The 24,957-nt window shown below is 39.1% G+C and carries 21 protein-coding genes and 1 tRNA gene; 9 read left to right on the top strand and 13 right to left on the bottom strand.

Annotated features, from left to right (window positions below):
* Nucleotides 1–71: 71 nt before the first annotated feature.
* Nucleotides 72–773: a hypothetical protein gene (locus tag ABTP35_RS08190; RefSeq protein ID WP_293297415.1), complete on the top strand. Its 702-nt coding sequence runs from the start codon at nucleotides 72–74 to the stop codon at nucleotides 771–773.
* 4 nt (nucleotides 774–777) lie between these two features.
* Here ABTP35_RS08190 and ABTP35_RS08185 read toward each other — a convergent pair whose 3' ends face one another.
* The gene (locus tag ABTP35_RS08185; protein ID WP_293297417.1) at nucleotides 778–1,278 is read right to left on the bottom strand and encodes a nuclear transport factor 2 family protein; all 501 of its coding nucleotides are present in this window, start codon (nucleotides 1,276–1,278) and stop codon (nucleotides 778–780) included.
* Nucleotides 1,268–1,765 (bottom strand): hypothetical protein, encoded by a 498-nt coding sequence (locus tag ABTP35_RS08180; RefSeq protein WP_252078776.1) that lies wholly within the window; start codon nucleotides 1,763–1,765, stop codon nucleotides 1,268–1,270. The genes ABTP35_RS08185 and ABTP35_RS08180 overlap by 11 nt, the downstream gene beginning before the upstream one ends.
* A gap of 64 nt (nucleotides 1,766–1,829) precedes the next feature.
* Between ABTP35_RS08180 and ABTP35_RS08175 the strand changes: the two genes are divergently transcribed.
* On the top strand, nucleotides 1,830–2,780 hold the full coding sequence (locus ABTP35_RS08175; protein WP_293297420.1) for an NAD-dependent epimerase/dehydratase family protein: 951 nt from the start codon (nucleotides 1,830–1,832) through the stop codon (nucleotides 2,778–2,780).
* On the opposite strand, the gene ABTP35_RS08170 is transcribed toward ABTP35_RS08175, so the two are convergent.
* The 8 genes from ABTP35_RS08170 to ABTP35_RS08135 all read right to left on the bottom strand — a co-directional run bounded on the left by ABTP35_RS08170 (nucleotide 2,777) and on the right by ABTP35_RS08135 (nucleotide 13,917).
* Nucleotides 2,777–3,100 carry a hypothetical protein gene (locus ABTP35_RS08170; protein ID WP_252078775.1) on the bottom strand — a complete coding sequence of 108 codons (324 nt, stop codon included), beginning with the start codon at nucleotides 3,098–3,100 and terminating at the stop codon, nucleotides 2,777–2,779. The two genes, ABTP35_RS08175 and ABTP35_RS08170, sit on opposite strands and share 4 nt — an antisense overlap.
* 201 nt (nucleotides 3,101–3,301) lie before the next feature.
* Nucleotides 3,302–5,047, bottom strand: a complete 1,746-nt coding sequence (locus ABTP35_RS08165) for a hypothetical protein (protein WP_293297423.1) — start codon at nucleotides 5,045–5,047, stop codon at nucleotides 3,302–3,304.
* 15 nt (nucleotides 5,048–5,062) lie between these two features.
* Nucleotides 5,063–6,229, bottom strand: a complete 1,167-nt coding sequence (locus tag ABTP35_RS08160) for a DUF4249 domain-containing protein (protein ID WP_293297425.1) — start codon at nucleotides 6,227–6,229, stop codon at nucleotides 5,063–5,065.
* A gap of 8 nt (nucleotides 6,230–6,237) precedes the next feature.
* Entirely contained in the window at nucleotides 6,238–9,000 is a 2,763-nt protein-coding gene (locus tag ABTP35_RS08155) for a TonB-dependent receptor plug domain-containing protein (RefSeq protein WP_293297428.1), read from the bottom strand.
* Entirely contained in the window at nucleotides 9,000–9,689 is a 690-nt protein-coding gene (locus ABTP35_RS08150; RefSeq protein ID WP_293297431.1) for a hypothetical protein, read from the bottom strand. The genes ABTP35_RS08155 and ABTP35_RS08150 overlap by 1 nt, the downstream gene beginning before the upstream one ends.
* Nucleotides 9,690–10,173: 484 nt before the next feature.
* Nucleotides 10,174–10,830, bottom strand: coding sequence for a response regulator transcription factor (locus tag ABTP35_RS08145; RefSeq protein WP_293297434.1), 657 nt, complete (start codon nucleotides 10,828–10,830; stop codon nucleotides 10,174–10,176).
* A gap of 24 nt (nucleotides 10,831–10,854) precedes the next feature.
* Nucleotides 10,855–12,756 (bottom strand): sensor histidine kinase, encoded by a 1,902-nt coding sequence (locus ABTP35_RS08140; RefSeq protein WP_293297437.1) that lies wholly within the window; start codon nucleotides 12,754–12,756, stop codon nucleotides 10,855–10,857.
* Between the two features lie 150 nt (nucleotides 12,757–12,906).
* On the bottom strand, nucleotides 12,907–13,917 hold the full coding sequence (locus tag ABTP35_RS08135; protein WP_293297439.1) for a hypothetical protein: 1,011 nt from the start codon (nucleotides 13,915–13,917) through the stop codon (nucleotides 12,907–12,909).
* 664 nt (nucleotides 13,918–14,581) lie between these two features.
* On the opposite strand from ABTP35_RS08135, the gene ABTP35_RS08130 reads away from it, so the two are divergent.
* The 7 genes from ABTP35_RS08130 (at nucleotide 14,582) to ABTP35_RS08100 (ending at nucleotide 22,252) form a co-directional block, all read left to right on the top strand.
* Nucleotides 14,582–17,242 carry a tetratricopeptide repeat protein gene (locus ABTP35_RS08130; RefSeq protein WP_293281840.1) on the top strand — a complete coding sequence of 887 codons (2,661 nt, stop codon included), beginning with the start codon at nucleotides 14,582–14,584 and terminating at the stop codon, nucleotides 17,240–17,242.
* Between the two features lie 182 nt (nucleotides 17,243–17,424).
* Nucleotides 17,425–17,574, top strand: a complete 150-nt coding sequence (locus ABTP35_RS08125) for a hypothetical protein (RefSeq protein WP_293281838.1) — start codon at nucleotides 17,425–17,427, stop codon at nucleotides 17,572–17,574.
* Nucleotides 17,575–17,705: 131 nt separating this feature from the next.
* A complete protein-coding gene (locus tag ABTP35_RS08120; protein ID WP_293281836.1) occupies nucleotides 17,706–19,013 on the top strand; it encodes a hypothetical protein in 1,308 nt (435 codons plus the stop codon).
* A gap of 30 nt (nucleotides 19,014–19,043) precedes the next feature.
* Nucleotides 19,044–19,739 (top strand): hypothetical protein, encoded by a 696-nt coding sequence (locus ABTP35_RS08115; RefSeq protein ID WP_293281834.1) that lies wholly within the window; start codon nucleotides 19,044–19,046, stop codon nucleotides 19,737–19,739.
* A gap of 72 nt (nucleotides 19,740–19,811) precedes the next feature.
* A complete protein-coding gene (locus ABTP35_RS08110; protein WP_293281832.1) occupies nucleotides 19,812–20,420 on the top strand; it encodes a hypothetical protein in 609 nt (202 codons plus the stop codon).
* 6 nt (nucleotides 20,421–20,426) lie between these two features.
* The gene (locus tag ABTP35_RS08105) at nucleotides 20,427–21,821 is read left to right on the top strand and encodes a hypothetical protein (protein ID WP_293281831.1); all 1,395 of its coding nucleotides are present in this window, start codon (nucleotides 20,427–20,429) and stop codon (nucleotides 21,819–21,821) included.
* Complete coding sequence (locus ABTP35_RS08100; protein ID WP_293281829.1) at nucleotides 21,821–22,252, top strand: hypothetical protein; 432 nt, start codon at nucleotides 21,821–21,823, stop codon at nucleotides 22,250–22,252. Before ABTP35_RS08105 ends, ABTP35_RS08100 begins: the two co-directional genes overlap by 1 nt.
* Before the next feature lie 607 nt (nucleotides 22,253–22,859).
* Here ABTP35_RS08100 and ABTP35_RS08095 read toward each other — a convergent pair.
* From ABTP35_RS08095 to ABTP35_RS08085, 3 genes are all read right to left on the bottom strand, one after another.
* Nucleotides 22,860–24,128 carry a site-specific integrase gene (locus tag ABTP35_RS08095; protein ID WP_293281827.1) on the bottom strand — a complete coding sequence of 423 codons (1,269 nt, stop codon included), beginning with the start codon at nucleotides 24,126–24,128 and terminating at the stop codon, nucleotides 22,860–22,862.
* A gap of 231 nt (nucleotides 24,129–24,359) precedes the next feature.
* Nucleotides 24,360–24,431: transfer RNA gene (locus tag ABTP35_RS08090), tRNA-Arg, on the bottom strand.
* Nucleotides 24,432–24,530: 99 nt separating this feature from the next.
* Complete coding sequence (locus ABTP35_RS08085) at nucleotides 24,531–24,935, bottom strand: response regulator (protein ID WP_224835741.1); 405 nt, start codon at nucleotides 24,933–24,935, stop codon at nucleotides 24,531–24,533.
* Between the last annotated feature and the right edge of the window lie 22 nt (nucleotides 24,936–24,957).

Here is a 24,957-nt window from a genome sequence, read left to right as displayed (position 1 = left end):
ATTACTTATTGTATTCTTAACAGCTTGGTTGGGATTATTTTGTTAGATTTGGCGCACTAAACTGAAGATCAATGAAAAAGACTATACTCGTATTGCTCCTTTTAACGGGCATTTGCGGTATTTCGCAAACCAGTAACGAACTTTTAAAACATTATGAAGCGTATTACAAAGAAATGCGTTTGCAGGGAGATGTAAACGGTGTTATTGGAGCGTTGACCCATTTGAACGTTTTGGCGCCATCAAAAGAAAGAAAGGACACCTTGGCCTTTGTTTATATGAACAACGGACAACACATGCAGGCCCTAAACACCATAGGTGTGGATAAAGATGCCACCGATTCCGATCTTGCCGTACAGATCAAAGCATTTTCGTTAAAGGCGCTTAACCAACCCAAAAGGGCATTGGAGCATTTTGAGGAGCTTTTCTCGAGAAATCCATCTCCTTACCTGGCCTACGAAATGGCCGACCTTAAGATACAGACCGGTGAAACCAGCGATGCAAGAGTGAACATTGAGTACGGTATTGCCAATGCCACCGACGAAATGAAGTATGCTTTTTACGAACGTCAGCAGCCCTACGAGGTTCCCTTAAAAGCTGCATTTTATCATTTAAAAGGATTGGCAGATTTCAATCTGGACAAAGAAAATATTGATGCTGCCATAGTTTCTATAGATGAAGCCCTAAAGATTGCACCTAACTTTAACTTGGCGAGTTTGAGCAAACAGGCATTGGAAGCCAGAAAAAAAGAAGCAGCCCAGAGCGACGGGAACTAATCTATTATCTGTTCTTTGTTAGCTCCTCTAAGATTGCATTGTCTTTTTCTTCTTTGATTTGGACAAGTTCATCCACATATTCGTTGGGAACGGCAATTGAAAGTACATAATGGGCAATTTTCCATTGCCCATTTTCTTTTTTGAGCACACCCGATCCTCTACATATTTTCATTTGGGTATCCAAAAGTTCATCGAACCAGGCCAAATTCCCAGAATCATCGAGATACACATTCCGCTGGACGGTGATAAAATTCCATGCCTTTCCTTTATCAAAATATGGTTTGGAAAACTCCCTAAACTCTGTATTTTGCCAGTTTTCCATGGCATCCGTGCCCAAAAACACCCCTTCTTTGGTCATATTGCCAAAATAAGCCTCAAAATCTGCATTGGCCGCTGCCATGTGCCAGTTATCCAACACCTTATTTATTTTTTGCTCATCACTGGTCTGGGCCAAAACGGTACTTACCATTAACAGTACAGTGATAATTATAATTTTATGTTTCATCCAAGATCAGTTTTTTATCCAATTGGCTATTTACTATTATGTTTAGTTGTTTTCGCATGTTGTTATATGCTTCCAGGGCTTCCACAATCGGACCAGTTGTTGGTTGGTTCTCTAGGATGCTTGCTTTTGCCTTGTACAGGAAAGTCCGCATCACACTTTGCCTACTCTTTACCTGAAAGGTATCGAAAAGTTCGGGATACTTACCGTTGGCCATTTTTTTCTCTTTCTCGATAAGATCGTCTATGGCCAGGGCCAAATCTTCGTTGTTGGTTGCCCTGTACAGTACGTCCACACTGGAATTCAAATCCTTGAACTCTGGCCACTCCTCAACTATGGCGGTTGCTTCCGGGTTGAACTCAATTTTATCCGGCATTTTTTGATAATCGAACTCCAACTCGGGGGATTCGACCTCGGCCGTGGCCTTCTCAACCTTCTTACATCCTCCCAGTATGGAGAACAGCAGTAAAATACCTAACAATTTTCGCATAAGCGAATGTACAAATTTTAAGAAAGGGTATCTTTGGCAACAAACTAAATTAACTTCGATTTACATGCACAAACCCATTTTAATTATTGGCGCTTGCGGTCAGATAGGAACCGAACTAACCTTTGAGCTACGCAACAAATATGGTGCGGACAATGTTATTGCAAGCGATATTAGAGAAGGAGGAGATGCCCTAATGCAGTCGGGACCCTTTGAATTGCTGGATGCCACCTACTATGCTGCTGTCGAAGATGTGGTTATGCATTACGAAATTGAAGAAGTGTATTTAATGGCCGCCATGCTCAGTGCAACTGCGGAAAAATTCCCGATGAGAGCATGGAACCTAAACATGAACTCTTTGTTCCATGTTCTTAACCTTGCTAAGGAAAAGAAGATCTCCAAGATCTTTTGGCCTTCCAGTATCGCCGTTTTCGGCCCAAATACCCCCAAGGAAGACACCCCTCAGAACACCATTATGGAGCCCAGCACGGTTTATGGCATAAGTAAGCAATCTGGGGAACGTTGGTGCGAGTATTATCACAAAAAATATGAGGTAGACGTTAGAAGTGTTAGGTATCCTGGCCTAATAAGTTGGAAAACCATGCCAGGTGGCGGCACTACGGACTATGCTGTAGAAATCTACCACGAAGCCCTAAAACAAGGTAAATATGAGTGTTTTTTGAGCAGTGAGACCCAATTGCCCATGATGTACATGGATGATGCAATAAGGGCGACCATTAGCTTAATGGAAAGTCCGGCTGAAAAAATAAAAGTACGATCGTCCTACAATCTGGCCGGAATGACCTTTACCCCCAAAGAAATTTCTAAGAGCATTGAAAAGCATATACCTGGGTTCACCATTAGTTATGCTCCCGATTTTAGACAGGAAATTGCTGATTCTTGGCCAAGTAGTATAGATGATACCAAAGCTCGCCAACAGTGGGGATGGACACCTAGGTTCGACCTGGACCAAACGACCAAGGAAATGTTGGATAATCTAAAGGCTACGACAAATTAGTCCTCTACCTCGTCGTTATCATCGGAATCGGAGAACTCATCGCTGTCACCGGGAATTTTTTCATAATCCTCTGAGTCAAAATCATCGTCTTCATCTTCATCGAAGTCCGCCATGGTACGCTCTAATTTTGAGCTGATCTTCACCAAATATTTGGTATCCTCCGTGGACACCTCAACGGCTTCAATAGTTTCGCCTTTCAGGTTTTTAAAGTTGATCACATCATCGTCCCCGTAACCATCGGGATATTTATCCACCAAAAGCTTGAGCACTTCGGAGGTCAATTTTTTATAATCAACTATTACACGTTTGAGGTTATTCATCGTTTTGGGATTGATTTATTGTTCGATATAGATCGAACCATTGTGATTGTATGGAAAAATTATAAAAAAAAACTTGGGTAGTCAAAAATGGGAAGATAAAATCGACCAAAAATGACCTTAACTTGAAGATGGTATTATTAAAATGTTGGGTAATAAAAGAATACTTCCCTATTTTGACTTAATTACTGCAAATAATGGTTTCTATTCAACAGTAAAGTATTGCACAGCCTTAATAGGTTGCATTCCTTTTGTAAATCCTTCTATAACAATCTCAAATTCACCTACTGAATCAGAGGTGAAAAAATGTATTGTCGAGGCTGGTTTGGACAGCTCCATATTTGGTTCCCATAATAGTTGTTGTCGGAAATCCGGAATAGTTTCAAAAGACTGAACACTATAATCTTGTCTAAAGTATTTCTTTTGCGCTTGAGGCCTGATCAATTCAATATTCTTCAGATCGGTTTGTTGATAGCTCATTGCAAAGTCTTCATCAAACGTTTTAACATCAAAAATTCCTTGAAAAATTTGCCCTCCAACTACAAACTGGTTCCTTGCCAATACAATGCTCTCTACCATATTTATATCATACCCGATCAAATCAGTATGGTCCTGCAGCACGATTCCATCAACGATTACGAGGGGAGCGTAGCCCGCATTCATGTTGGTTGCCTGAAAGTCTCTAACAAAAATACTTTCTTCTCCTTCAATATTGGTAGCTATCCAGGCATTGTCCACAATTTCCACCAGTGTTTCCTTAAAAGTCGGGAATCGGGTGTACTCATCCAACTTATACTCGGTAAAATCGTTTCCATATATTGGAACAAAATCGTTTTTTAGAAGAACTGTATCCGGTTTGCTATTAAAATATGCATTTTCAATTTGATTGTATGTACTCCGTTCCTCTATCAGACTTTTCATGCTCTTTTCAAGTACAAATTGTTTTGGCGCCTTTCGTTTCAATTCCAAATCAGGAATTGGTGCGACTTCAACTGAATACTTACCCTGTTGTCCGCCCCACACTTGAAATATAGATTTAGTATCTAAATTCTCTGAATTTAATGAAAACCGGAATTTGCCGAATGAATCGGTTCGAGCGAACCTAAATTCGTACTGACTACCTGGCAAGGAAAATACAAACTTTGTATTGGGCATGGCAAGCCCGTTGTCACCCATAACCGACCCACTTACCAATTCACCTCTAAGTTCTGGCAAATATTTGTACTCTGAGGGGGTAAAGTCTACCGAAGTAAAATTTCTCAAGTAATCCTTTGGGTCATACCTTCTGTCAAAGTACAATTCCTTGTCTATTCTACGAACGGAAACCGAGTAAATGCCATAATTATTTGGCTTGGTTTCTATTTTTAATGATACTTTATCCCTTTTACCGTATACCTTCTTATCCAAAGCTAGAGTTAGTTCACTATTTAGGATCTGTTCCTTGTAATTATTTTTTTGTTCAATGTACTGACCTTTTTCTGAAACGGTTGTGCCCCAAAATACTTTTTGGTCATTGGTATAGGGGTTTACAACTACAATATCATCGGCATAGAAGGTATCGCTAGGCCAATTCTTCATGTAATTTGTGTAAGCAACCAGAGTATAGTATCCCGAATTCAAGCTTGTAGGAATAAAAACATCTCCTTGTCCCATTCCATCAATCAATTTTACCTTTTGAATCAACTCCCTCTCTCCTTGCCCGTTCAATAATTCAACATAGGCGACCTTGCTGGCCATTGAAAGGGATTGACTTTTTTTGTTCAGGGCGTACAACTTAAAATGCAAGTACTCCCCTGTAAAAAGCAGATTTGTATTATAATGGATATAAATGCCTTCCACCCCTATTCCTTGAACCAGCCCCGAATATTGGGAGCTGTCTTGAACATTCTGGCCCATTACAGAGATTACAAAGAAAAAGGCCACTATTTTATTCAAAATCTTTTTAAGCATTGTCCTATTGAATTATTAGTCTTCCCAAAAATCGGGCACCACGTTTGTACCGAATCGCGTACAATCCACGCATCGTGCAGGCGCTACTTGATAGGTAAACGGTGGATCTTCGGCAACAAATTTGATTAGGCCACTCTTAAATCTTTGAAAAAGTTCTGGATCGGAGAGTGAGCCATAGCTATCGCGTGGGCAATCATCTATAAATGGAATATCGTTGCCAAATATTTCTTGGAAGCTAAAAAAGAAACGACTGGATGTGAAAGAAACCACCTCGAACAGGCCAACTACCTTTACATTGTCATCCGATTCATGCCTTATGTTCCCTACAATCAAACCTGGTTGCGGTTGGGAAAACAAATTGTCGCTGCTAGAAAAGCTTTTTAGGGTTTGATAAAATTCGTACGAAGTACTGGTTTGTGCAAATTGCTTTACCAAAATACTGTATCTGAACGCTATTCTTCTATCCCTACGTTCGATAAACCTAACGGGGAAATCATCCACCTTATCTTGCGCTAAGTTGTTGGTTTCCGCAATAAGTATGGTATTTGAGTTTTCGGTCACATAACAAAAACGCTCTTCAGTTTCCTTATTAACCAATTCCAACAGAGGTGGGGACTCGGATACAATTCTGAATCCTTTTAATGGTTTAAAAAAAGATTCCCATCTATATGTTTCCTCGTATTCGTATCTAAAATATCCTTCGTTTTCAGCTATAGAAGTCCCATCTACATAAATCTCGACCCCATCCATCCCATTTTCGTTAACGATTCTCTTTGCCGATATTTCATCAATACTAGTTGGAGCCGTTATCTGTACCTGTGGTGAAACAAACCCTTCTCCTTTTTCATCAGTAACATTCAATTGATAATCCATCCCCGGGACTGCTCCAAAAACTGTCGTGGATCTATAAATACCCGGTGATGTTTCCTCAAATGTCAAGGATTCACCATTGTTTACAAGTATTTCGACCTTTGCACCAGAAACCTTCACCTCCTTTTCTTCCGCCTTATAGCTTCTTGTTATATAAATCTCGTGTTGTTTGGTCTCTGATGTGATACTAGCGTTAATAATGAGAATGTCCTCAAAATCCGTGGTCTCCACTTCGAACGGCTCCGTACAAGAAGTAATCGAAATCAATACAACCATGATAAGGTAAAAACCAAAAGTATTTTTTGTAGACATATTGGGGTCTAAAATTTAAAATTATAAGTAATCGAAGGAACGGGTATGGAAAAAATGGAACTCTTATAGGCCTCCACATTTCCATTTTCGGTTACATAAAATACCGAGTAAGGATTGTTCCTTCCTAAAACATTATAAACCGAAATTGTCCAAAAACTATGGCCTGGTTTGTTCAATTTGTGGTTTCCTTCAATATTGAACCCGAGATCTAACCTATAAAAATCGGGTATTCTGTAACTATTCCTATCACTATAAACTGCATACTCCGCATCATTGAAAGAAAAATTCCCTACTGGCACAGTAACTGGCCTTCCTGTTTGGTATACAAAATTGGCGGACAAACTAAACCTCTTGGTGAATTTATAATTGGCCACCATGCTCAGATCATGGGGCTTATCAAAATTGGATGCAAAAAAATCACCATTATTGACTCGTTCCTCGGCAAAGTCGCTATCCAATTTTAAAAAAGATCGTGAATAGGTATATCCCAACCATCCGTTAAGTTTCCCCCTATTCTTCCTAAGAAGAAACTCCAAACCATAGGCCTTGCCTTTTCCCTGTAAAACTTCCATTTCCACGTTCTCGTTCATCAACAACTGTGCACCGGTCTTAAAGTCGAGTACATTGTCACTCGTTTTATAAAAGCCTTCCAAACTTATTTCATAGGCATCGGCATCCAGGTTCTTAAATAAACCTAAAGAATATTGATGCCCTTCCTGTGGTTCAATATTCAAGTCGGAAAGTTTCCATGTATCAATTGGAGATACGGTAGTATTATTGGTAAGAATATGCACATACTGTATAGATTTATTGTATCCTGCTTTTACCGAAAGGCTGGGAGTAATCAAATATCTTGCGCCTGCACGTATTTCGGGTCCTCCGTATGTGTTGATAACCTCATTGTTTCCGTATTGAACTGTATCCCTGACCGTGCTTTGACTTCTGGGAGCCCCGGACTCGTATTCAAATTGTGTACGCTCACCTAAAGCGTTGAACATTGAAAGCCTTACTCCTAAGTCGACGGCAAACTTTTTGGTGAAACTGTAATTTGCTGATATGTATGCGGCAGATTCCAAAGCCTTTTCTTTATCCAAGGATATATTTTCTACCGTTGATTCCGAGTTTAAAGGCTCCAGATTTCCTGGCTCAACCGAGTAAAACTTTCCTTCGATACCATAGTTCAGTTTTAGATTGGTATTATATAAGTAATCAAAGTTCAACCTTGCTTCAGTCTCATTGATTTCATAGCCTAAATCAAAATCATTATTCGCCCCCCTTTCGTACTCAATATTAAAAGAATAGCTACTATTGGCCAATTGTAGCTCCGATAAATGCTTATCGTTGAATTTATGTTGCCACCTCAACGAAATCAATCTATTATCGTAAACATATAGGGAATCTGACGAAATACTAAAATTATCTTTGCTGTAGTATGCCGTTGCTTTTAACTTGTTGTTGGCATTAAACTGATGTGTATAATTCGATACCACATCATAAAAAGTTGCTCGGCTTTTGCTCAGAGATTGTTCTTTCATGGAACGTAAAATCCAATTTGCATAGGCCCCTCTCGCTCCAAAAAGCAAAGAGGATTTTCCTTTAACAACAGGGGTTTCCAAAACCATATTACTAGTAACGGGACCAATGGATGCCTCTCCTTTAAACTCACTGTTATCTCCATCCTTGGTCGTTATGTCGAACACGGAAGACAATCTACCTCCAAATCTTGCAGGTATATTTCCTTTGTACACCTCCAATTGACCGATAGCAAATGGATTGATTGCAGAAAAAATACCAAAAAAATGTTGCGGATTATATAAGGTGGCACCATCGAACAAGACTAGGTTTTGATCAGCTCTACCTCCCCTCACATTAAATCCGGCAGAACCTTCTCCTGCAGAGGAAATCCCTGGTAATGCCGTGGCCACCTTTAAAACATCTCTTTCCCCTAGAACCAAAGGAATGGTTTTACTTTCCTCACTGTTGATTTCTTCGGTTCCACTTACTGTTTCTTCAATATTTTTATAAATATCACCTTCTACCACAACCTCGTCCAGCTGTTCAAGACTTTCATTAAACTCCATGTTCAATGTACCGTCATTAAAAATGACTATTTCTTTTTCTGCCCTTTCAATGCCCAATGCCCTAAATTTTAAAACATTAGATCCTGCCGGTAATTCTATACGGTAAAATCCTTCAAAAGAAGTAACTGCAAGTAAACGATTATCGTCCGTAGAAATTGTCATATCAGGAATTGGCTCTCCCGACTCAAAATTTCTGATCGTTCCGCTCAACGTATACCTTTCCTTGGTCTGCCCTATTGATTCCCGTCCTACTCTAACTACTTTCCTTTTGGCCGAAGCTCTTTGGATATTTGTCGTATAAAATATGGGAGAGGTCTTTTTAAGTATCGTTTCAGTTTGTACGGCAGATGAGTCCTTTCCAAAAAAGCCCTCCGGTAGACTGGAATAAATATTATTGTTATTGGTAAGTACAATTTTATTTGGGGCCAGCAGGAAATAGTTCACCGTTGTCCCATCCAATAAATCGGATATAATATGTTCTATATCCCTATTCCTGTACTCTTTTTGAACTAAACTATCCGAAAACCAGTTTTCCTGAAAATATACTTGATAATTCGTTGTCGAATCGATTTCCCGTAAAGCTTTTAAACGAGAAATATTTTGAAAAGAGAATGTATGTTCGTCATTTACTTGGGCATAAGATTCGATACAAACCAATATGAGTAGAATCAAGATCAAATAGTTTTTCATTATTCCGTGTGGTTTGTCAGAGTATTGAGCAATAGTTTAAAAAAAGTATCCTTATCTGACCGGTATGTAATTCTGTTTTGTTTGTAAAAATCCCTTAACTCTTGTTTTTTATTGTTAAAGGTGTTGCTCCAATGCTTTTTTGTATTTGCCAAAAGTAGCTTGTCTTGAATGTACAATACATAATCGATATGCTCTTCAAATTCAGTAACGACCTTACTCTCTTTTCTGGACTCCACAGCTTTCTTTTTATATTTTTTGAGCAACATGTACCCATTAACAGTTTCAATAACTTCTAGGTACCCCTTAATTTTGCCATTCTGTTTAGTCGATGGAAATCTCACGAACCGATGTCCGTTTATGGTAAATTCTTGTACCTTATCCTCAATTAACCTTACAATTAAACCTGTTGGACTATATTTTGAGGTAATTAATAGTTGGTCCAATTCTTGGTGGTATTTCAAATTCTGGTCAAAATAAGGCTGTCCATCGAACACAACATCGCCATTTAAAAATCCTCTCTCCAAAAAATAAGGATGGGTGTTTTTAATGTTCCGATTTTCTTCCTGGAACAATGGGCCACTGTACAGCTCCATATTTTGCTCCCCAATAATGGAGTCGAATGAATCATATACCAAAGATGGTGAGATAGCCGATTGAGCATTTGCACCATTGCTTACGCAAGTAAGCATCAAAAATGTGTAGAATAAAAAAAAGGGCTTAACTTTTGCCCATTGAGGGCGTACCCCCTTTAAAATCAATATTATCAATTTTTATAAGTATTTTCTTGGCTAAATATAATACTTTACTCGAATTTAACCATTAAGCGTCCATTAATTTAACAAAGTAACATTTTGAATAATCAAGGTTGGATTATCCTCTGGCAAGAGAACAGAATTGATTTAACGTATTGCAAATTATCCGACATCCTTTTTTAAACAATTTAAACTTGGTGCAAGGCTTAAACTTCGATTAAAAACCACTGCTTTTGACTTATTTCACACTTTTTTCACCCCTATTTTGTAGCCCTAGCAGAATCTAATTTCGTTCCCGGATCCTCTATTTTATCGGGGTTTTTACTTTTTGATTTCAAAATATTGACAATTTGTCAATTTTTTTGAGTCATTTGTCTGTCGTTATATCAAATATACTTAAACAAATTAAGATTTTAATGTACTAAATTAGACTTTGTCTTCGTGCCTTTTGCACGGCCTCCAACTTGTTGTGGACCTGAAGCTTCTTGTAAATATTCTCGATATGCTTTCTTACCGTACTTGGGGAGAGAAAGAGATTTTTGGCAATCACGGTATAGCTTAACCCTTCGGCCAGTTGTTCCAATACCTCCTTTTCGCGGGAACTTAGTAAAATATCCTCTTCCTGTGTGGATAGGGCTTTTTGTTTCTCTGGATACCGTAACAATTTAAGTGTCTTTACGGCGATTGAAGGGCTCATTGCCGCGCCTCCCCCAATGGTCTCCACAATGGCATTGTGCAGTTTTTGTCCTTCTATTTCCTTGAGCAAATAGCCATCGGCGCCTGCTTGTATTGCGTTGAAAATATTCTCATCATTATCAAAAACCGTTAGCATAAGAACTTTAATGTGCGGGTATTTCCGTTTTACGATATGCACGGTTTCTATGCCGTCCAATATAGGCATTTCAATATCCAAGAGCACCAAATCCAGATTATGGTTTTTTTCTAGTGCGGCCAACAGTTCACTACCATTAAATGCCATGTACTTGATATCCAAATTTTCAAAATGGACCAATTTTTCGCGGACGGCCCTCGCCAAAAATGTATTGTCGTCCACTATGGCCAGTTTAATCTTGCTCATGGTCGTCTTTTTTCTACTATACTATTATACCCTAACCCTCAATGTTACCTTGGTGCCTTTACCCAGTTTACTTTCCTGTTCAAAATCAACACCTGCTTTTTCGGCCCTGTTTCGCATAATATGAAGTCCGTTCCCTGTTGACTCTTTTGACGTGTTGAACCCTCTTCCAAAGTCTAGGACCACAATTTGTACTGCACCATCAATTTCATTAAATATTACTTCTATTAGTTCGCTTCCCGAATGCTTCACGGCATTGTTGACCGATTCTTGAATAATTCTGAAAAGGTTCATTCCTACAAAAGCGTTGAGCACCCTATTGGCAGGGGTTCCTTTAACTTTAACTCGCGTTTTATCATCTGTTGCTTCATGTACGGTCGCAGCCAATTGTTGGGTACGCTCCTTAATATCCTCCAAACTGATCTCGTCTTTGTTCATGGCCCAAATGGTATCCCGAAGCTCGGAGATAGTAACCAACGAAAACTGTTTCATTTGTGTAAGTTTTTCCATTAAAAACACTTCTCCTTTGTCTATTCCTCGTTTTGCGGAATCGGTTAGGGAAGTAAGGTATGTAAGCTGAGAACCAATATTATCGTGTAGATCCCGAGCAATCCGTAAACGTTGCTCTTTAAGGTTTTCTTGTGCTCGGGCCTCGGCCATTGCTTTCTCCAGAACGGTCTCCCTTTCAAAGTTCTTCGCCTTTATTTTCTGTTCCCTGAACAGTACAAATCCAACAATCAACAGTATTGCCACCAAACCGCCGCTACCCATCAGCATATTATTGCGTTTTTTTATGGACAGTTCGCTTTCTACCAGCTGGTTTTGTTGGCGCAAGATTTCATTCTCCTTTTGTTCGGACTCGTATTTTTCTTTTAGGTTGAGTACTTCTTTGGCCCTTTCATCACTTTTTAAGCTATCGTTTAATTTTACGGACTGTTGTAGAAAGGTATAGGCTTCACCATAATTTCCAAGGTTATTGTTAATTTCCGACAGTGTATTGCACAATTCAAATTGTGCCAAAACTATACCTTTTTGTAGTGCCTCGTCATACGCTTGATCCGCTATTGCCTTGGCTTTATTAAGTTTACCTTGTAAAATATAGGTTTTTGCAATATCATTCTTAAGATGAATGGCAACGTACCAATCTTCTTTTTCCTGCTGAATTTTTAAGGCCTTCTCAAAATAGTCCAAGGCTAAATCAAATTCTTTCGACCCTTGATGGGCATAACCCAAATTGTAAAGTGATGTGGCCGTTTCAAAATAGGCTCCCGAAGACACAAAGCCTTCAAGGGATTTATCTGCATATACCATTGCTTTAACGTGATCCTTGCGCAATAGGTAGATACTGGCCAAGTTATTGTTTATCAAGGCCACATAGTATTCGTAGCCCAATTGACCATACAAATCCCGAGCCTTTTTAAAATAGTTTTCGGAAGTACCATATTCCTCTATAGCTTGATACCTGCTACCTAAATTATTATAACTACCGGCAATCCATATGGAATCTTTTGAAATTTCGAATTCTTGCAATGCTTTTAGTTGATACGAAACGGAATGGTCCACTTCTCCTATTTTCTCATAGGCGTTGGACATATTTGTATAAAGGGCGCCTTTAGCAAAATGATCATCCGAATTTATAATTGTGGGCAAGGCCCTTTTGTAATATTTTAGGGCTTCCAACGAATTTCCCTTTCCGTTTTCCAATATCCCAAAAGATATGGTCAACCTTGCAGCCAAGTATTCATTTTGTTGTTCAATGGCTTCCGAGTAACCTATTTTTGTGTAATACCATGCACTATCATAATTTATAGATCTAAACTTCATCCCGATATCCTTCAGGACCAGAATCCTGTCCTCTCCCTTTTTCAACTTTAAGCTATCCTTTAGTGCGCTGATCTGTTGTTGAATATCTTGTGCAAAAAAAGGCATACTAAACATTAATGCGCAAAAGAAGAAAATGGGAGAAAGGATTTTTTTTGGACAGGTCATGGTAAAAGAAAATGGTTGGTGTTTAAAGCTAAACCAAAAGTGAATATAAATATTCTTTTTTTAGAAAAATGTCGATAATCCCAACTTGCGTTAGTTTGACTTATCCGCCAATTTTTCGATAGTTGCACCCAAAAAGGCGGTTATTGCCATTTCGGCCCCTTTATTATATTTTTCCGGGTCGCATTTTACCACTGAAACATTGATGTCTTCTTTATCTTCCACTCGCCATATACGGAAAACCCCGGCATCGGTTCCTCTTTTGTCCACATCTGCTCCCTGTGAGGCATCAAACTTTTGCTTTTCCAAAATACCCGCTACTTCCACACCTCCTTTAACGATCATTTGTCCAATATTGAACTTATTAAAACTGGAGGCACCAATCTTAAAATCGGTCTCGGCCTTTACCTGTGCGTATCCGGCATGCCTGTTCAATGCTCTTGTGGTCTCGCTCAGGGCATTATCAAAAGCCATTACATTAAGGACCACTTTATTAAAAATGAATTCCTTTTTTTGGTTGGAAACTTTCAGTTCTACTTGTTCTTCGTAATTGGCCAGTTTTAGGGGGCCTGTTTTTTTATTGTCCATATTCTTTTTGGCCACGATAAATTTCTGACCGGTTGGGCGCATTACAATGGTTCCGAACTCATCTCCTTTTTCCCCTCCTTGTCCAGACCGTAAGTCCCATCTTTTCTCACGATTTTTTTGGTATGCGTTATGGTTCCATAATTCTTCGATGGATGCTATTTCAAACCCTTTGGCGACAAGTTCGGCTTTGTATTTTTCAAAGAGTTTATCGGTGAGTTGCTGAAGTTCTTCTATATTGAGCCCGTCCAAGACCAACGTCAAAGATGCCTTTGCATCTCCTTTTAAACCCCCTCTCCACATTTTTCCGCCTTTCTTTTTATCTTCCAGTTGCAGAGCGGTTTGAAAGTTGACCTGAAAATCGGAGATTACCACTCTTTTTGGAACTTTCCTAAAGTTAAGGTTGGCCGGCCCCAACATTTTTACCTTAAAGTCTTTTACATTTTGTGCAATCAAAACTGGAGATGCACATAATAGAATCAATAGAAAAGATAACATAGATAGATTAATACGTCTCATATACTGGTTTTATGGTTTATCGCAAACTTAAGTGCCAGTATCTGTCGACTCAATAGGGCAATTGACGTATTTAGGAAAGAAAAGCTAGCCCGGAAAGTGGCTTTTCAGCTATGTTGAAAATAAACTTCGATTCAAAATCAATGCTAAAGAAGTGCTTAGCACTATTTTTTTTGTAGCCCCGGCAAGAATCGAACTTTTCTCTTGGACCACCAGTTTTATTGGGGTTTCCACTTTTTGTTTTCCAAATGTTGACGATTTGTGAACTTTTGTGATCGATTTGTCTTTCGCCATATCAAAGATAAACAAACAGCTGTAAATGATTGATTTATAAATGAAAGTCTATCGTTTGTTTAAACTTTGATTCATCTCAGTTCTTCTTAAATCCTGTTAAACTAATTTGAGGTTAATTGACTCCCAAGGTAAAGACCAATACTCCTTGTACCTAATTTCAGCCCGATATATTTTGGTAACTTAGCGATTAACGGTGATGAAAAAAATGGTCATAAATAAATATAATCTTGTTTGTATTCTTACATCATTAGGATTAGGTATTTCATCATTTGGTCAAAATATACCCCAAGAGTTTTTGACCAATCAATCCCAAATAGACTCCTTATCAAAAATCTCAGCATATGATGATGCACTTCTGCTGGCATTACAAAATTTGAAAATTGCAAAAAATACGTCTTCACCTTTACTCTTGGGCAAAGCTCAAAGTGAGGTGGCCAATAGCTACTTTCACAAAGGAAATTACGATTCCACACAGCACTATGCCAAAAAGGCCATCGTTTTGGGGACGGAGAACAATTTGCCCGAAGTGACCACCAGTGCACTGCTTTCCATTGGAAACATACATTATTCAAAATTTGAAGATGTTGATGCAATAGCCACCTACCAGCAAATAGATTCCATTGCAGAATTTTCTGGAGAAAAGAACCCGTATGTTGTCAAAGCGTTGTTCAATCTAGGCAAAGTACTCTTAAGGACCTACAGCGTACAGGATACTTCGTATATAGGAAAGTCCGAACAATATTTTAAAAACGCCATACAAATGGCTTCGGAAATAAATGATAGCGATCAGGAACACTACGGCTATATCATGCTCGGAAATATTTTTGGGCAAAGAAAGGAATATCAAAAGGCCAAGCCTTATTTTAAAAAAAGCCTAGCCTATTTTAAAAACAACGGTTCCATTGAAAACGTAGCCAATATTTATTGGTCCTTGGGTATCATAGAGACAGACCTCAATAATTATGATCAAGCCGATGCCTACTATAAAAAAAGGCTTGCCCTGCTCACTGAGACAGGGGACCCTAATCAAATTGCTAACGCCAATCGGGTCTACGCTGGGTTTCTTCTAAGAATTGGGCGCTATAAACAGGCAGTACCATATTTTGAAGACGCCTATGCCTATTTTAAACAAGCCGATGCCGGTTCTAGTGGTGTTTTGCTGGGAATTACCAAAAACCTAGCAGAATCCTATGGAAAAACCGGGGACTTTGAGCAAGCGGTCGAATACTATGGACAATCATTCGTTCTGCAAGATTCTCTAGAGGCCCGAAAGCAAAAAAGCCTTGCCCTGGATCTTGAAGCCAAATACCAAACACAAAAAAGAGAACAAGAAATAGCACTGTTGAAATCACAAAATGAACTCGCCGAACAACAAAAAAGGAATCAGCGCAATCTTTTTTTGGGAGGAATAGGTTTAACATCCTTGGCAGTATTGTTTCTCTTTGTGCTTTATCGCAACCGTCAAAGGACAAATCAAAAATTAAGAGAGCTGGATGTGGCCAAATCAAACTTTTTTGCCAATATATCCCATGAACTGCGTACACCTTTGTCTTTGATACAGGGTCCGGTAGAACAGCAACTCGAGCGTGCGGAACTAAGCCAAGAGGATAGACGGAACCTGACCATTGCCAAAAAGAACACCCAACAGCTCGCCACTTTGGTAGACCAGTTGCTGGACCTATCAAAACTGGAATCAGGTCATTATGAACTGAATGTCAATAAAGCAGAGTTGTCCACTTTTTTGAAATCACAAGCGGAATCGTTCTTGTTCAGCGCCGAAAAAAAGTCCCAACAACTCCAAATAAAAATCTCCAAAGATCAAAATCATTATTGGTTTGATGCTGACATACTTCAGAAGGTGGTTGGCAATCTTTTGGGCAATGCACTAAAATACAGTCCACAAAATGCCGAGATAAATTTTGAGGCGGAAATCATACAGGGCGTTCTCTCATTAACGGTGACAAATACAGGTGTATCCCTAACAAAAAAAGAATTAAAGGAAATATTCAACCGGTTTCACCAAATTCATGCCAATAAAAGAGGTACGGGAATTGGACTAGCACTCACCAAAGAACTGGTCGGATTGCATAAAGGAAAGATTGAGGCCAAGAGCAGTCCGGAAAGTGTCACATTTCACTTGGAATTGCCCATACTTGAAACCGACTACTCAAACGAGGAAAAAGTAACTGGCACAACATCAACAACTTTAGAGGAAACCTATCAAGAAAATACAGATGCCGTTGAGGATGAGGGTAAAGTATCCATTACGGAAAGTGATGAAAGCCGAGACGTTATTTTGATCGTGGATGACAATGAGGATCTACGCACCTATGTTTCTTCTATTTTTGATGACGAATTCAATATTGTTACGGCAGCTAATGGAAGCATCGGTTTTGAAAAAGCACTGAAACAGGTTCCCGATCTTATCATAACAGACCTGATGATGCCCGAAGAGGATGGACTGAAATTGACCAAAAATTGTAAGACGAATGATGCTACGTCCCATATTCCCATTCTAATGCTCACGGCAAAGGCCGGTGATGAAAATAGACTGACAGGATTGGAAACAGGTGCCGACGCCTATCTGACCAAGCCATTCAACAACAAAATTTTGAAGCAGACTGCCAAAAACTTATTGGAGAGCCGCAGAAAACTACAGGAGCGTTTTAGTCAAGAGATTATTTTAACCCCAAAGGACATATCCATCAGCTCTTATGATGAACGCTTCTTGGAGTCCCTTCAAAATGTTTTGGACAATCATTTGGTCGCATCGGACTTTAATTCAAAAGATTTTGCAAAAGCTTTGGGTATGAGCAGAATGCAACTGCACCGAAAGTTAAAAGCGCTCACGGGACAGACCACTACGGAATTTATTCGTAGCCAAAGGCTAAAATTGGCAGCTTCGCTACTACAAAAAAGTGATGCCAATATCTCCGAAATTGGCTATCAGGTAGGCTTTAACGATCATTCTTATTTTACCAAGTGTTTTAGGGAAACCTATGGAACATCTCCCTCTGAATTCAGTAAAAAATAACCTTCCCAAGTCTCCTTAAGGCCAAGGTTTTTCTACCCTGTTACATATTTCATAGGCTTTGATACATAATTCATAGCCCTCAGCATTATGTGCCATTATGTTTGCTCCAGCGTTGAATGATGGCCTACAACCCATTCATTCAACCTTACCGATTGACTAACACAAAAACACTTCATATCACCATGAAGAAAAAGAGGTATGAAGGCATACTTGAAGAAGTTCCCCGATATGAGATTTATTTGAACGTGAACAAATTGCAAAAGGGAAAATACAAGCTAAAGATCATGAATAAAAACAATGTCATCAAAAGCACACATTTCTCTAAGGAATAGGCCAAGGAGAAAAAACTAGTAGGGCAAAAACTGGGTTTATTGCAATGATCTACCACAACGTAATGAATCACTTTGGCCTAGTCCATTAATAAACAAACTGTTACCAAGAACACCTTAAAATTAAAATACTCATGAAGCTTTTTTTTAGATCAATTATCGTTTGTCTTATCCTATTGTGCCAAGGTTGCGGCAATGATGACAATGGAAACGGAGTTGTCGTTATTGATGATGACGGTGTTGGCGATGAGCCAATTATAGAAACATTGGCAACCTTGTCTCCGACTAACAACGAAAGCCCAGTTTCCAAAACACCATCGATCAGCTGGGAAAATTACGATAGCGACCAACCGATTACGTATTCGTTGTTCCTTGGAACTTCTGAAAATACACTGACCGAAATCGAATCAGGACTCACGGTTACTTCATATGATATTGAAACAGACGATGCCCTTGATTTGAACACCGAATATTTTTGGCAGATCATTGCTTATGAAGAGGGTGAAACGGTTGCAGAAAGTGAAGTTAAAACATTTACCACCGAGCTCATATTCCCAAGCTTAATTACTGAAGAAGCTGCATACGGTGCCAGAAAAGCCACCGGGGTTGAAGTCTTTGATGATAAAATTTGGGTGATTGGAGGACGAAATGAAGCAGATGTTGCCCTTACGGATATCTGGTCCAGTGATGATGGTGAGAATTGGACGTTGGAAGGAGATTTTCCTTTTGGAGGCATCTATGGACATGAATTGATTGCCTTCAACGGTAAGTTGTGGATTTATGGAGGTGTTTCCGAAGGTTTCCTCTCCACTAAAATTTTTAGCTCTGAAAATGGTATCGCTTGGGAGGAAGAAACGGAGACCACGCCCTTTATACAATATCAATTTTCAAAGTTTGAAGTATTGGGGGATAAAATATTTAGAATTGCCGGCTATTCGGGCGATATAGATGACCTATCTCCAGAACGCTACGTGTACAGCAGTATCGATGGCCTAAATTGGAATTTGGAAATAGAAAATCACGGGTTTGATACAAAGTACAGTTTTCAGCTTGAAAGCTTAAATGAAACCCTATATTCCTTTGAGCCCAATCCAGATTTGGATATTGAAGAAATCAGTATAAGGACCAGTATGGATGGAATCAACTGGTCGACCCCGGAAGTTTCAGAAATCCGTGAGAGAGGCATAAACTCGGTAAGGACCGTAGTATTGGATGGTAAAATTATATTGATGACTACACCTGTGGATGGCCCAAATCCCGATTCAACCTTTTATGAATCTTCCAACGGAGTAGATTGGGTGGCTGCCACAACGATTGATTCGGTTCCGATAAGAGCCATTTTCTATGCATTGGTCAATCTAAATGGAGAACTATTTGCCATTGGTGGAACACAACGGAGCAATTTTTCAACAACAAACAATACCGTTTGGAAACTTAACTGAAGATCTTAATCAATTCAATTAAATAAGCTTATGAAATCAATTGTTAAATTATTATTGGCCACTATGGTAACGGGAATTTGCACGCTGCATGCTCAAAAGTTGTCCAAGAACACAAACATCAATATTTCTCAGACCTCCAAAATAGATTTGAGCAACAAAATCATTGCCAAGCCACAAAGGATAGAGGTGAAAAAGTTTGAAAGCCTTAATGCAAAACAAATAGCAAAACTTCCCGCAACCACATTTGACCGTTCTGCTTTGTTAAGGCTTAAGTACAACAAATCATGGGAAATTGAACCTGGACGAATGACGGACAAGGATATGAAGGTGGTATCATATTTTGGAAAATTTGAGCAGTCCCCCAGATACATCAGTGTGTATCCAGAAAACAAATATTATCCGCGAGTAAACAATGGAGCACCAGGGTTTTTACCTGAAATGAGGTATCTGGTTTTGCAATTCAATCCAGAGGCCGGACAAAGATACCGCGTGATCATCAAACTTAAACCTGGCGAATACGGAAACAAAAAAGTGATGACCAATGTTACTGGAAGATATAATGAAACTTGGTTTATCAACAACCAATACGACGAGATTATGTTCGATTTTATTGGTGATAGCAGAGAAATAAAGATAAGTCCGATTATCGCGGGGGCAGAGAACTATTATATCAAATATGAACCCTTGGAGATAGCGAATATTAAAGTTGATAGAATTGATGAATAATCCATGCGATAGGGCTTAACTGTAAGTCAAGTTCTAAAATAAGAGAGCTTTAATAAACATTAGAACAACATTATGAAAGCATTAAACATTACTATTGCCTTTTTGGGCGTGTTGCTAATAGCTGCTTGTGGCGATACAGGAAAAAAGGAAAAATCAACCACGGGGAGTTCCGGGACAGATATAAAATTGGAAGCTACCAGTACAATAGATTTGGAGCAAAAAGGGGATTATACCCAACTATACACTCCAAGTGGAGATTGCAAACTTACCACCTCCCAATTGGCCGAGGCTTTGGGATACAGTAATCATCAAGTAGAAGAACAAAGCAACTATCAGGGAGATTGCTGGTATAAAGTAACCCATCCAGGCAATTTTACGGTCAATTACGGAATAAGCCTAGAAAAATGGGGAGACAAAAACATTGTTGAAGACCAAATAAAAAGTGGACTGAAGAACGAGATGATTGATCTCAGTATAAGTAAATCCGGCGATACCTATATAAAAAGACATCCTGTACAGGGCTTCTTGCTGCTGTTAAATACAAACTATGGAAACCCTATAAAAATCAGTTACAGTTATTTAAACACTAGTGGTCCCAAACTGACAGATTCCCAAAGGGAAGAACAGAAACAGAATACGTACAAAATTGCCAACTATCTTATTGATCACTACCAAAAATAAATTAAGATGAAACTATTGCAAAACATCTTGTTGTTTGGCCTCTTGTTTATAGGTGCGTTTCAGGGATATGCCCAACCTTTCACCTTGAACAAAGCGATTCAGCCGGTAGAATTGAAACTATTGGCAGACACTAGAACGGGGCACGACGGGGAACTTGGCATTGTTTATTTTAATAGACTAAAAGATTCCGCAATGTACCACTACGTTACCGGCCACGACCTTTATAATTTTGTTGATGTGTTGGTCACCAGTGTAGACGGCACTCCATTAAAAGTAAGCTTGGCAAAAGATAACTGGGAAGCCGTGCAGGCCCAACAAAACACTGTCAATGCTCGAGATGGGGTAGCTGACTTCAAAATACGTACCTGGGGAAGTTTTGGAATAAAAATAGAGCCGGAGCAACCCAACAATTCTATCTATACCATTGCAGTGGTGGCCAGCCCCGAAAAAAAAACCTATTTGGGCAGTGCCTTTAGGTCAATCAATGAAGATGACATGACATTCAGTGGTGAAGCCTCACCCATTGAAGCTGCTGGGACGACCGGCGATGGAGGGAAGACCAATTACCTGTTATACATTGCCCTCGGGGTTGCTTTACTGGTCATAGGTGTTTTGGCTGGAAAACTTATGGGTAGAAAGGGAAAAGGGACAGCAGTGATTCTCTTGCTTCTATCATTAATGCCATTTTCAAGCTTTGGTCAAGATGGGGGCGCTGTGTTGACCATGGAAGAGTTTGAAAATTGGAAGAATCAGCAAAATTCAAAACATGCAATGGTCATGAGCCAATTAGCGGGTTTGGAGAGCGAGCGCAAAGCTGTGGACAAAGCAGTTAAGGATCTAGACAAGACCATCTCTACGATACGGAAACAATGGGACAATGTAAAGTTACTCTATTCTACCTATAATAATGGACTGGGTAAATGCATCAGTTCAGCACCACCGGGCCAAGCACCTTCCATTCCTTCCATTTGTACCGATTTTTATTTTGATGATAACGGGGAAATCTCTGAGGAGGAAAACCAAGGCTGTGCAGAATGTTTTTTTGAAGCCCGAAAGAAGTTTAACAACATGCGATACCAGTTTGAAAAGCTTGCCACAATCTATAAATGCACCAAGGACTTTTCCAATGCCGCAATTTCCTTTGGAGACGACGTATCTGGCTTTACCCCTAGCGGTGTTGGTGGTATGGCCTGGCAAACCCAACGAAGAAATATCGAAAAGTCCGTGACCGAACTTGAACAAGCTTATGATGCTAAATATGCTGAATTTCTACAAAGTCTGGCCGATGCCATGATGGAACTTAACATTTGCGAGGCCAAGTATGGGGTTGAAGACTGGTACGACCGTTTTGGCTATATGTATTTTGAATTTATGAAAGATAAATATCAAAGAAAGGACTAATGAAAGTAAAGAAAATAAAGTTCATCGTATTGCTGTCCCTAAGCTTGGGCATATGGGTCAGCTGTAAATCCATAAGTCCAATAGCAACTTCCACCTATACGGACATCATTGGATCTTGGGAAGGATGTGATGGACGTGTAGTTACCTTTTATACCAATGAAAATGGAGAAATTGAAGGACGCTATGCAAAGCTCGGGGGGCTTGGAAGGTACAAGTTCACCTTGGATGAAGTTGGCTTCCATCTTTCCCAGCAAAACCCGGGCACTTATGTTGGACAGGTGAAATGGAAAAATACTATGGGAAAGGAAACCTGGAGGGATGAAACCATTATAGTGGAAAACAATATCTTAAAAACCTCAAGTTCGGATGATTGTAGTAAGGAATTAACTAGAGTTGAGCATTTATCAGGTAAAAAACCAGGCATTAACTGAAATTCTAAACAAAGGCGAGCGAAACCAAGTTTCGCGCTGCAAGCCCCAAATCTTGCCAAACTAACCTTACTGAGCGAGGCAATTCTATCTATTAATCCGATATACTCTCCTCATCATTTGAGGTAATCCAATGGTCTGTTTGCCTCAATTTTATATCATTCCAATCTCCATTCCGTTATTTTAAGCTTTAGATTGCTTTTCCATAGGCCCAATTTTGTTTTTTAGTGAAATTGCGTCAATTTTTTCGTCAAAAATTTCCAGTGTTTACTGGGATTCCCAAAGGGTTTACAGTAGACTTCGGAAAAGTCTACTGTAGCCCCTGATTTTGTACAGTATTCCTAAAGATGTTCAATTAACTGGTTTTCAACTTGTTGAAGACCTGAAAACAACCGTGATGGCGCAATTTGCGCATCACCCTCTTGCTATTCATTTTTCACGCGAGCGTGAAAACCCAAATACCTTTCTTTGGTGTATAGAGTAACAATAAATTCAGTGGTTTTTGTTTATTAGGAGCGGTTGATTAAACTTATCTTTCTAAACATTACAAAAACCAGATAGAAACCAAGCGCAAAAGTTCGAGATAAGAATAAAGCGTTTCAGCACTTCGCTATGCTTCATTCGATTTCTTTTTTGGATTTGACTCAATTGGCGATTCCAGTTTGCTTCTCAAAATCTCCATATCTTCACCAACCTTTCTTTCTAACACCTTTGCATAAATCTGTGTGGTGGTAAGTTTTCGATGCCCCAACATTTTTGAAATGGTTTCTATCGGCACACCATTGGTCAAGGTAACTGTCGTGGCGAACGTGTGCCTTGCCATATGAAATGTCAAATTCTTTTTGATTTTTGCTTCACTTGCAATCTCTTTCAAATAAGCGTTCATCTTTTGGTTGGAGATTCTTGGAAACAACGTGTTGTTAATGATGGACCTAGTGTCCTCTTTATAAAGTTCAATCAAGTCAAGAGCTTTTTTTAAAAGTGGTATTTTGACCGGATTATGGGTCTTCTGTCTTTTGGTGATTATCCAATATTTTTTGTCTATGCCCATGACCACATTATCTTCCGTTAAGAGCATTAAATCCGTATAACATACCCCAGTATAGCAACTGAACACAAAAAGATCTCTGACGGTTTTCAGCCGATTACTATCAAGTTTGAGCTCTTCAATCGCTTGAAGTTCCTCGGAACCTAAATACTCTCTATTCGTCGGAGTCAATCTCTGCTTAAACTGTCTAAAAGGGTCTTTGTCTATCCATTCCAATCGATATGCCAAAGAAACCATCTTTCTTAATCTTTGGATATGTTTCATTACAGCATTATTTCCAATTTGTTGTTGGTAGTGGTTGGGTTTATGTTTGCGGAGAAAATTTTCAAAGTCAAGAATGAACTTATAGTTCAATTCATCAAGTCGGACATCTTCTTTTTTTAATTTTTTCTTCAAAAACAAAAAGATATACTTCTGACTGGTGAGATATAATCTTGAAGTATTCCAGTGTAGCTTGGGAAACATATTGGTATTATGATAAGACACAATGTCCCGCAAGGTAAAATGTTGATTATCCTCTTCCTCATCCATAAATCTGGCCTTTACACTATGAGGGGTGATGTGCTTGCCCTCTATGCGCAGCTGTTGAAATGATTGGAACAGCCCAGTGTAGAACTCATCAAGATATTGATTGATGGATTTAGCTTCAAAGGAAGAGCTTTTTACACGCTGCTTTTTAGAATCCCAATATGTGATTTGGATTCTTCGTTTTAAACTAATGTTCAGTTTTTTACCATTGACAGAAATCCTGGCATAAATAGGGGCTTTGCCATTTTTTGACCTACTGGAATAAAGCCAAAACAGGACGGAAAAAGTGGAATTTGACCTCATAATTGTCTTCTTTTTGTTAAACGTTGACGAAGACGAAAGTCAAATCAAATCAAGTATGACAACTAAGTTACTGAATTTTAATTACTTAAATTAAAATAGCAACTTGAAAAATGTTGACGATTTGTGAACTCTAAAAGCCGAAATCAAAGGAATTCAATTGAAATCAAAAAATATTAAATATCTGATTTTCATTTATTTAATGATTTTTCGAATCATTCAGAAGTCAAAAAGTAGCCCCGGCAAGAATCGAACTTGCATCTAAAGTTTAGGAAACTTCTATTCTATCCATTGAACTACGGGGCCATCCTTGAAAAGGGATAGCAAAAATATGCTTTTTCAGAAAAACTTTGTACTAGTTGAGAGTCAATTTTAAGATGTTCGGTGTTCGCCCGTTTTTTTGAATCAACTTCTCCTTTTCTCCTCTTCTTTCAAAATTTTCTCCAGATAAGATCGTGATAAGGGTTTGTCCACATAGCCCGCAATCAACCCATGGTCTTTGGCTATGGTTCGGTCTTTGGCATTTGTAAAGGCAGATAACACATAAACACTGGGCAGTTTGTGTTCTTTGAACAAATTTTTCAGGTTTTCCAGAAAATCCCATCCACTCATCCCGTCCATAACAAGGTCCAAAAAAATAATATCGGGCAACCTATTGCTCTTTTCCACAAAGTTAAAACAGGCTTGAACACCTTCTTCTCCACTGGAACAGGTTACGATATCAAACTCTCTTTGAGATTGTTGTATACAGTACCTTGTCGCAAATTGCGACACCAGATCATCATCAATGATAAATGTGGTCAGCTTCATTAATCGGGACTATAAAGTAGGT

The sequence above is a fragment of the Flagellimonas alginilytica genome, assembly GCF_042134605.1.
In the GTDB taxonomy this organism is placed as follows: Bacteria; Bacteroidota; Bacteroidia; order Flavobacteriales; family Flavobacteriaceae; genus Flagellimonas; species Flagellimonas alginolytica.
The sequence above is the reverse complement of the archived record's forward strand: the minus strand, read 5'-3'. Positions and strand labels throughout refer to the sequence as shown.

Coding starts and splice junctions, on each gene's coding strand:
- ABTP35_RS08185 (WP_293297417.1), bottom strand. CDS start 1,278: ATGAAACATAAAATTATAATTATCACTGTACTGTTAATGGTAAGTACC.
- ABTP35_RS08105 (WP_293281831.1), top strand. CDS start 20,427: ATGAAACTATTGCAAAACATCTTGTTGTTTGGCCTCTTGTTTATAGGT.
- ABTP35_RS08085 (WP_224835741.1), bottom strand. CDS start 24,935: ATGAAGCTGACCACATTTATCATTGATGATGATCTGGTGTCGCAATTT.
- ABTP35_RS08170 (WP_252078775.1), bottom strand. CDS start 3,100: ATGAATAACCTCAAACGTGTAATAGTTGATTATAAAAAATTGACCTCC.
- ABTP35_RS08165 (WP_293297423.1), bottom strand. CDS start 5,047: ATGCTTAAAAAGATTTTGAATAAAATAGTGGCCTTTTTCTTTGTAATC.
- ABTP35_RS08180 (WP_252078776.1), bottom strand. CDS start 1,765: ATGCGAAAATTGTTAGGTATTTTACTGCTGTTCTCCATACTGGGAGGA.
- ABTP35_RS08135 (WP_293297439.1), bottom strand. CDS start 13,917: ATGAGACGTATTAATCTATCTATGTTATCTTTTCTATTGATTCTATTA.
- ABTP35_RS08150 (WP_293297431.1), bottom strand. CDS start 9,689: ATGCTTACTTGCGTAAGCAATGGTGCAAATGCTCAATCGGCTATCTCA.
- ABTP35_RS08100 (WP_293281829.1), top strand. CDS start 21,821: ATGAAAGTAAAGAAAATAAAGTTCATCGTATTGCTGTCCCTAAGCTTG.
- ABTP35_RS08110 (WP_293281832.1), top strand. CDS start 19,812: ATGAAAGCATTAAACATTACTATTGCCTTTTTGGGCGTGTTGCTAATA.
- ABTP35_RS08160 (WP_293297425.1), bottom strand. CDS start 6,229: ATGTCTACAAAAAATACTTTTGGTTTTTACCTTATCATGGTTGTATTG.
- ABTP35_RS08115 (WP_293281834.1), top strand. CDS start 19,044: ATGAAATCAATTGTTAAATTATTATTGGCCACTATGGTAACGGGAATT.
- ABTP35_RS08145 (WP_293297434.1), bottom strand. CDS start 10,830: ATGAGCAAGATTAAACTGGCCATAGTGGACGACAATACATTTTTGGCG.
- ABTP35_RS08140 (WP_293297437.1), bottom strand. CDS start 12,756: ATGCCTTTTTTTGCACAAGATATTCAACAACAGATCAGCGCACTAAAG.
- ABTP35_RS08175 (WP_293297420.1), top strand. CDS start 1,830: ATGCACAAACCCATTTTAATTATTGGCGCTTGCGGTCAGATAGGAACC.
- ABTP35_RS08095 (WP_293281827.1), bottom strand. CDS start 24,128: ATGAGGTCAAATTCCACTTTTTCCGTCCTGTTTTGGCTTTATTCCAGT.
- ABTP35_RS08120 (WP_293281836.1), top strand. CDS start 17,706: ATGAAGCTTTTTTTTAGATCAATTATCGTTTGTCTTATCCTATTGTGC.
- ABTP35_RS08155 (WP_293297428.1), bottom strand. CDS start 9,000: ATGAAAAACTATTTGATCTTGATTCTACTCATATTGGTTTGTATCGAA.
- ABTP35_RS08190 (WP_293297415.1), top strand. CDS start 72: ATGAAAAAGACTATACTCGTATTGCTCCTTTTAACGGGCATTTGCGGT.
- ABTP35_RS08125 (WP_293281838.1), top strand. CDS start 17,425: ATGAAGAAAAAGAGGTATGAAGGCATACTTGAAGAAGTTCCCCGATAT.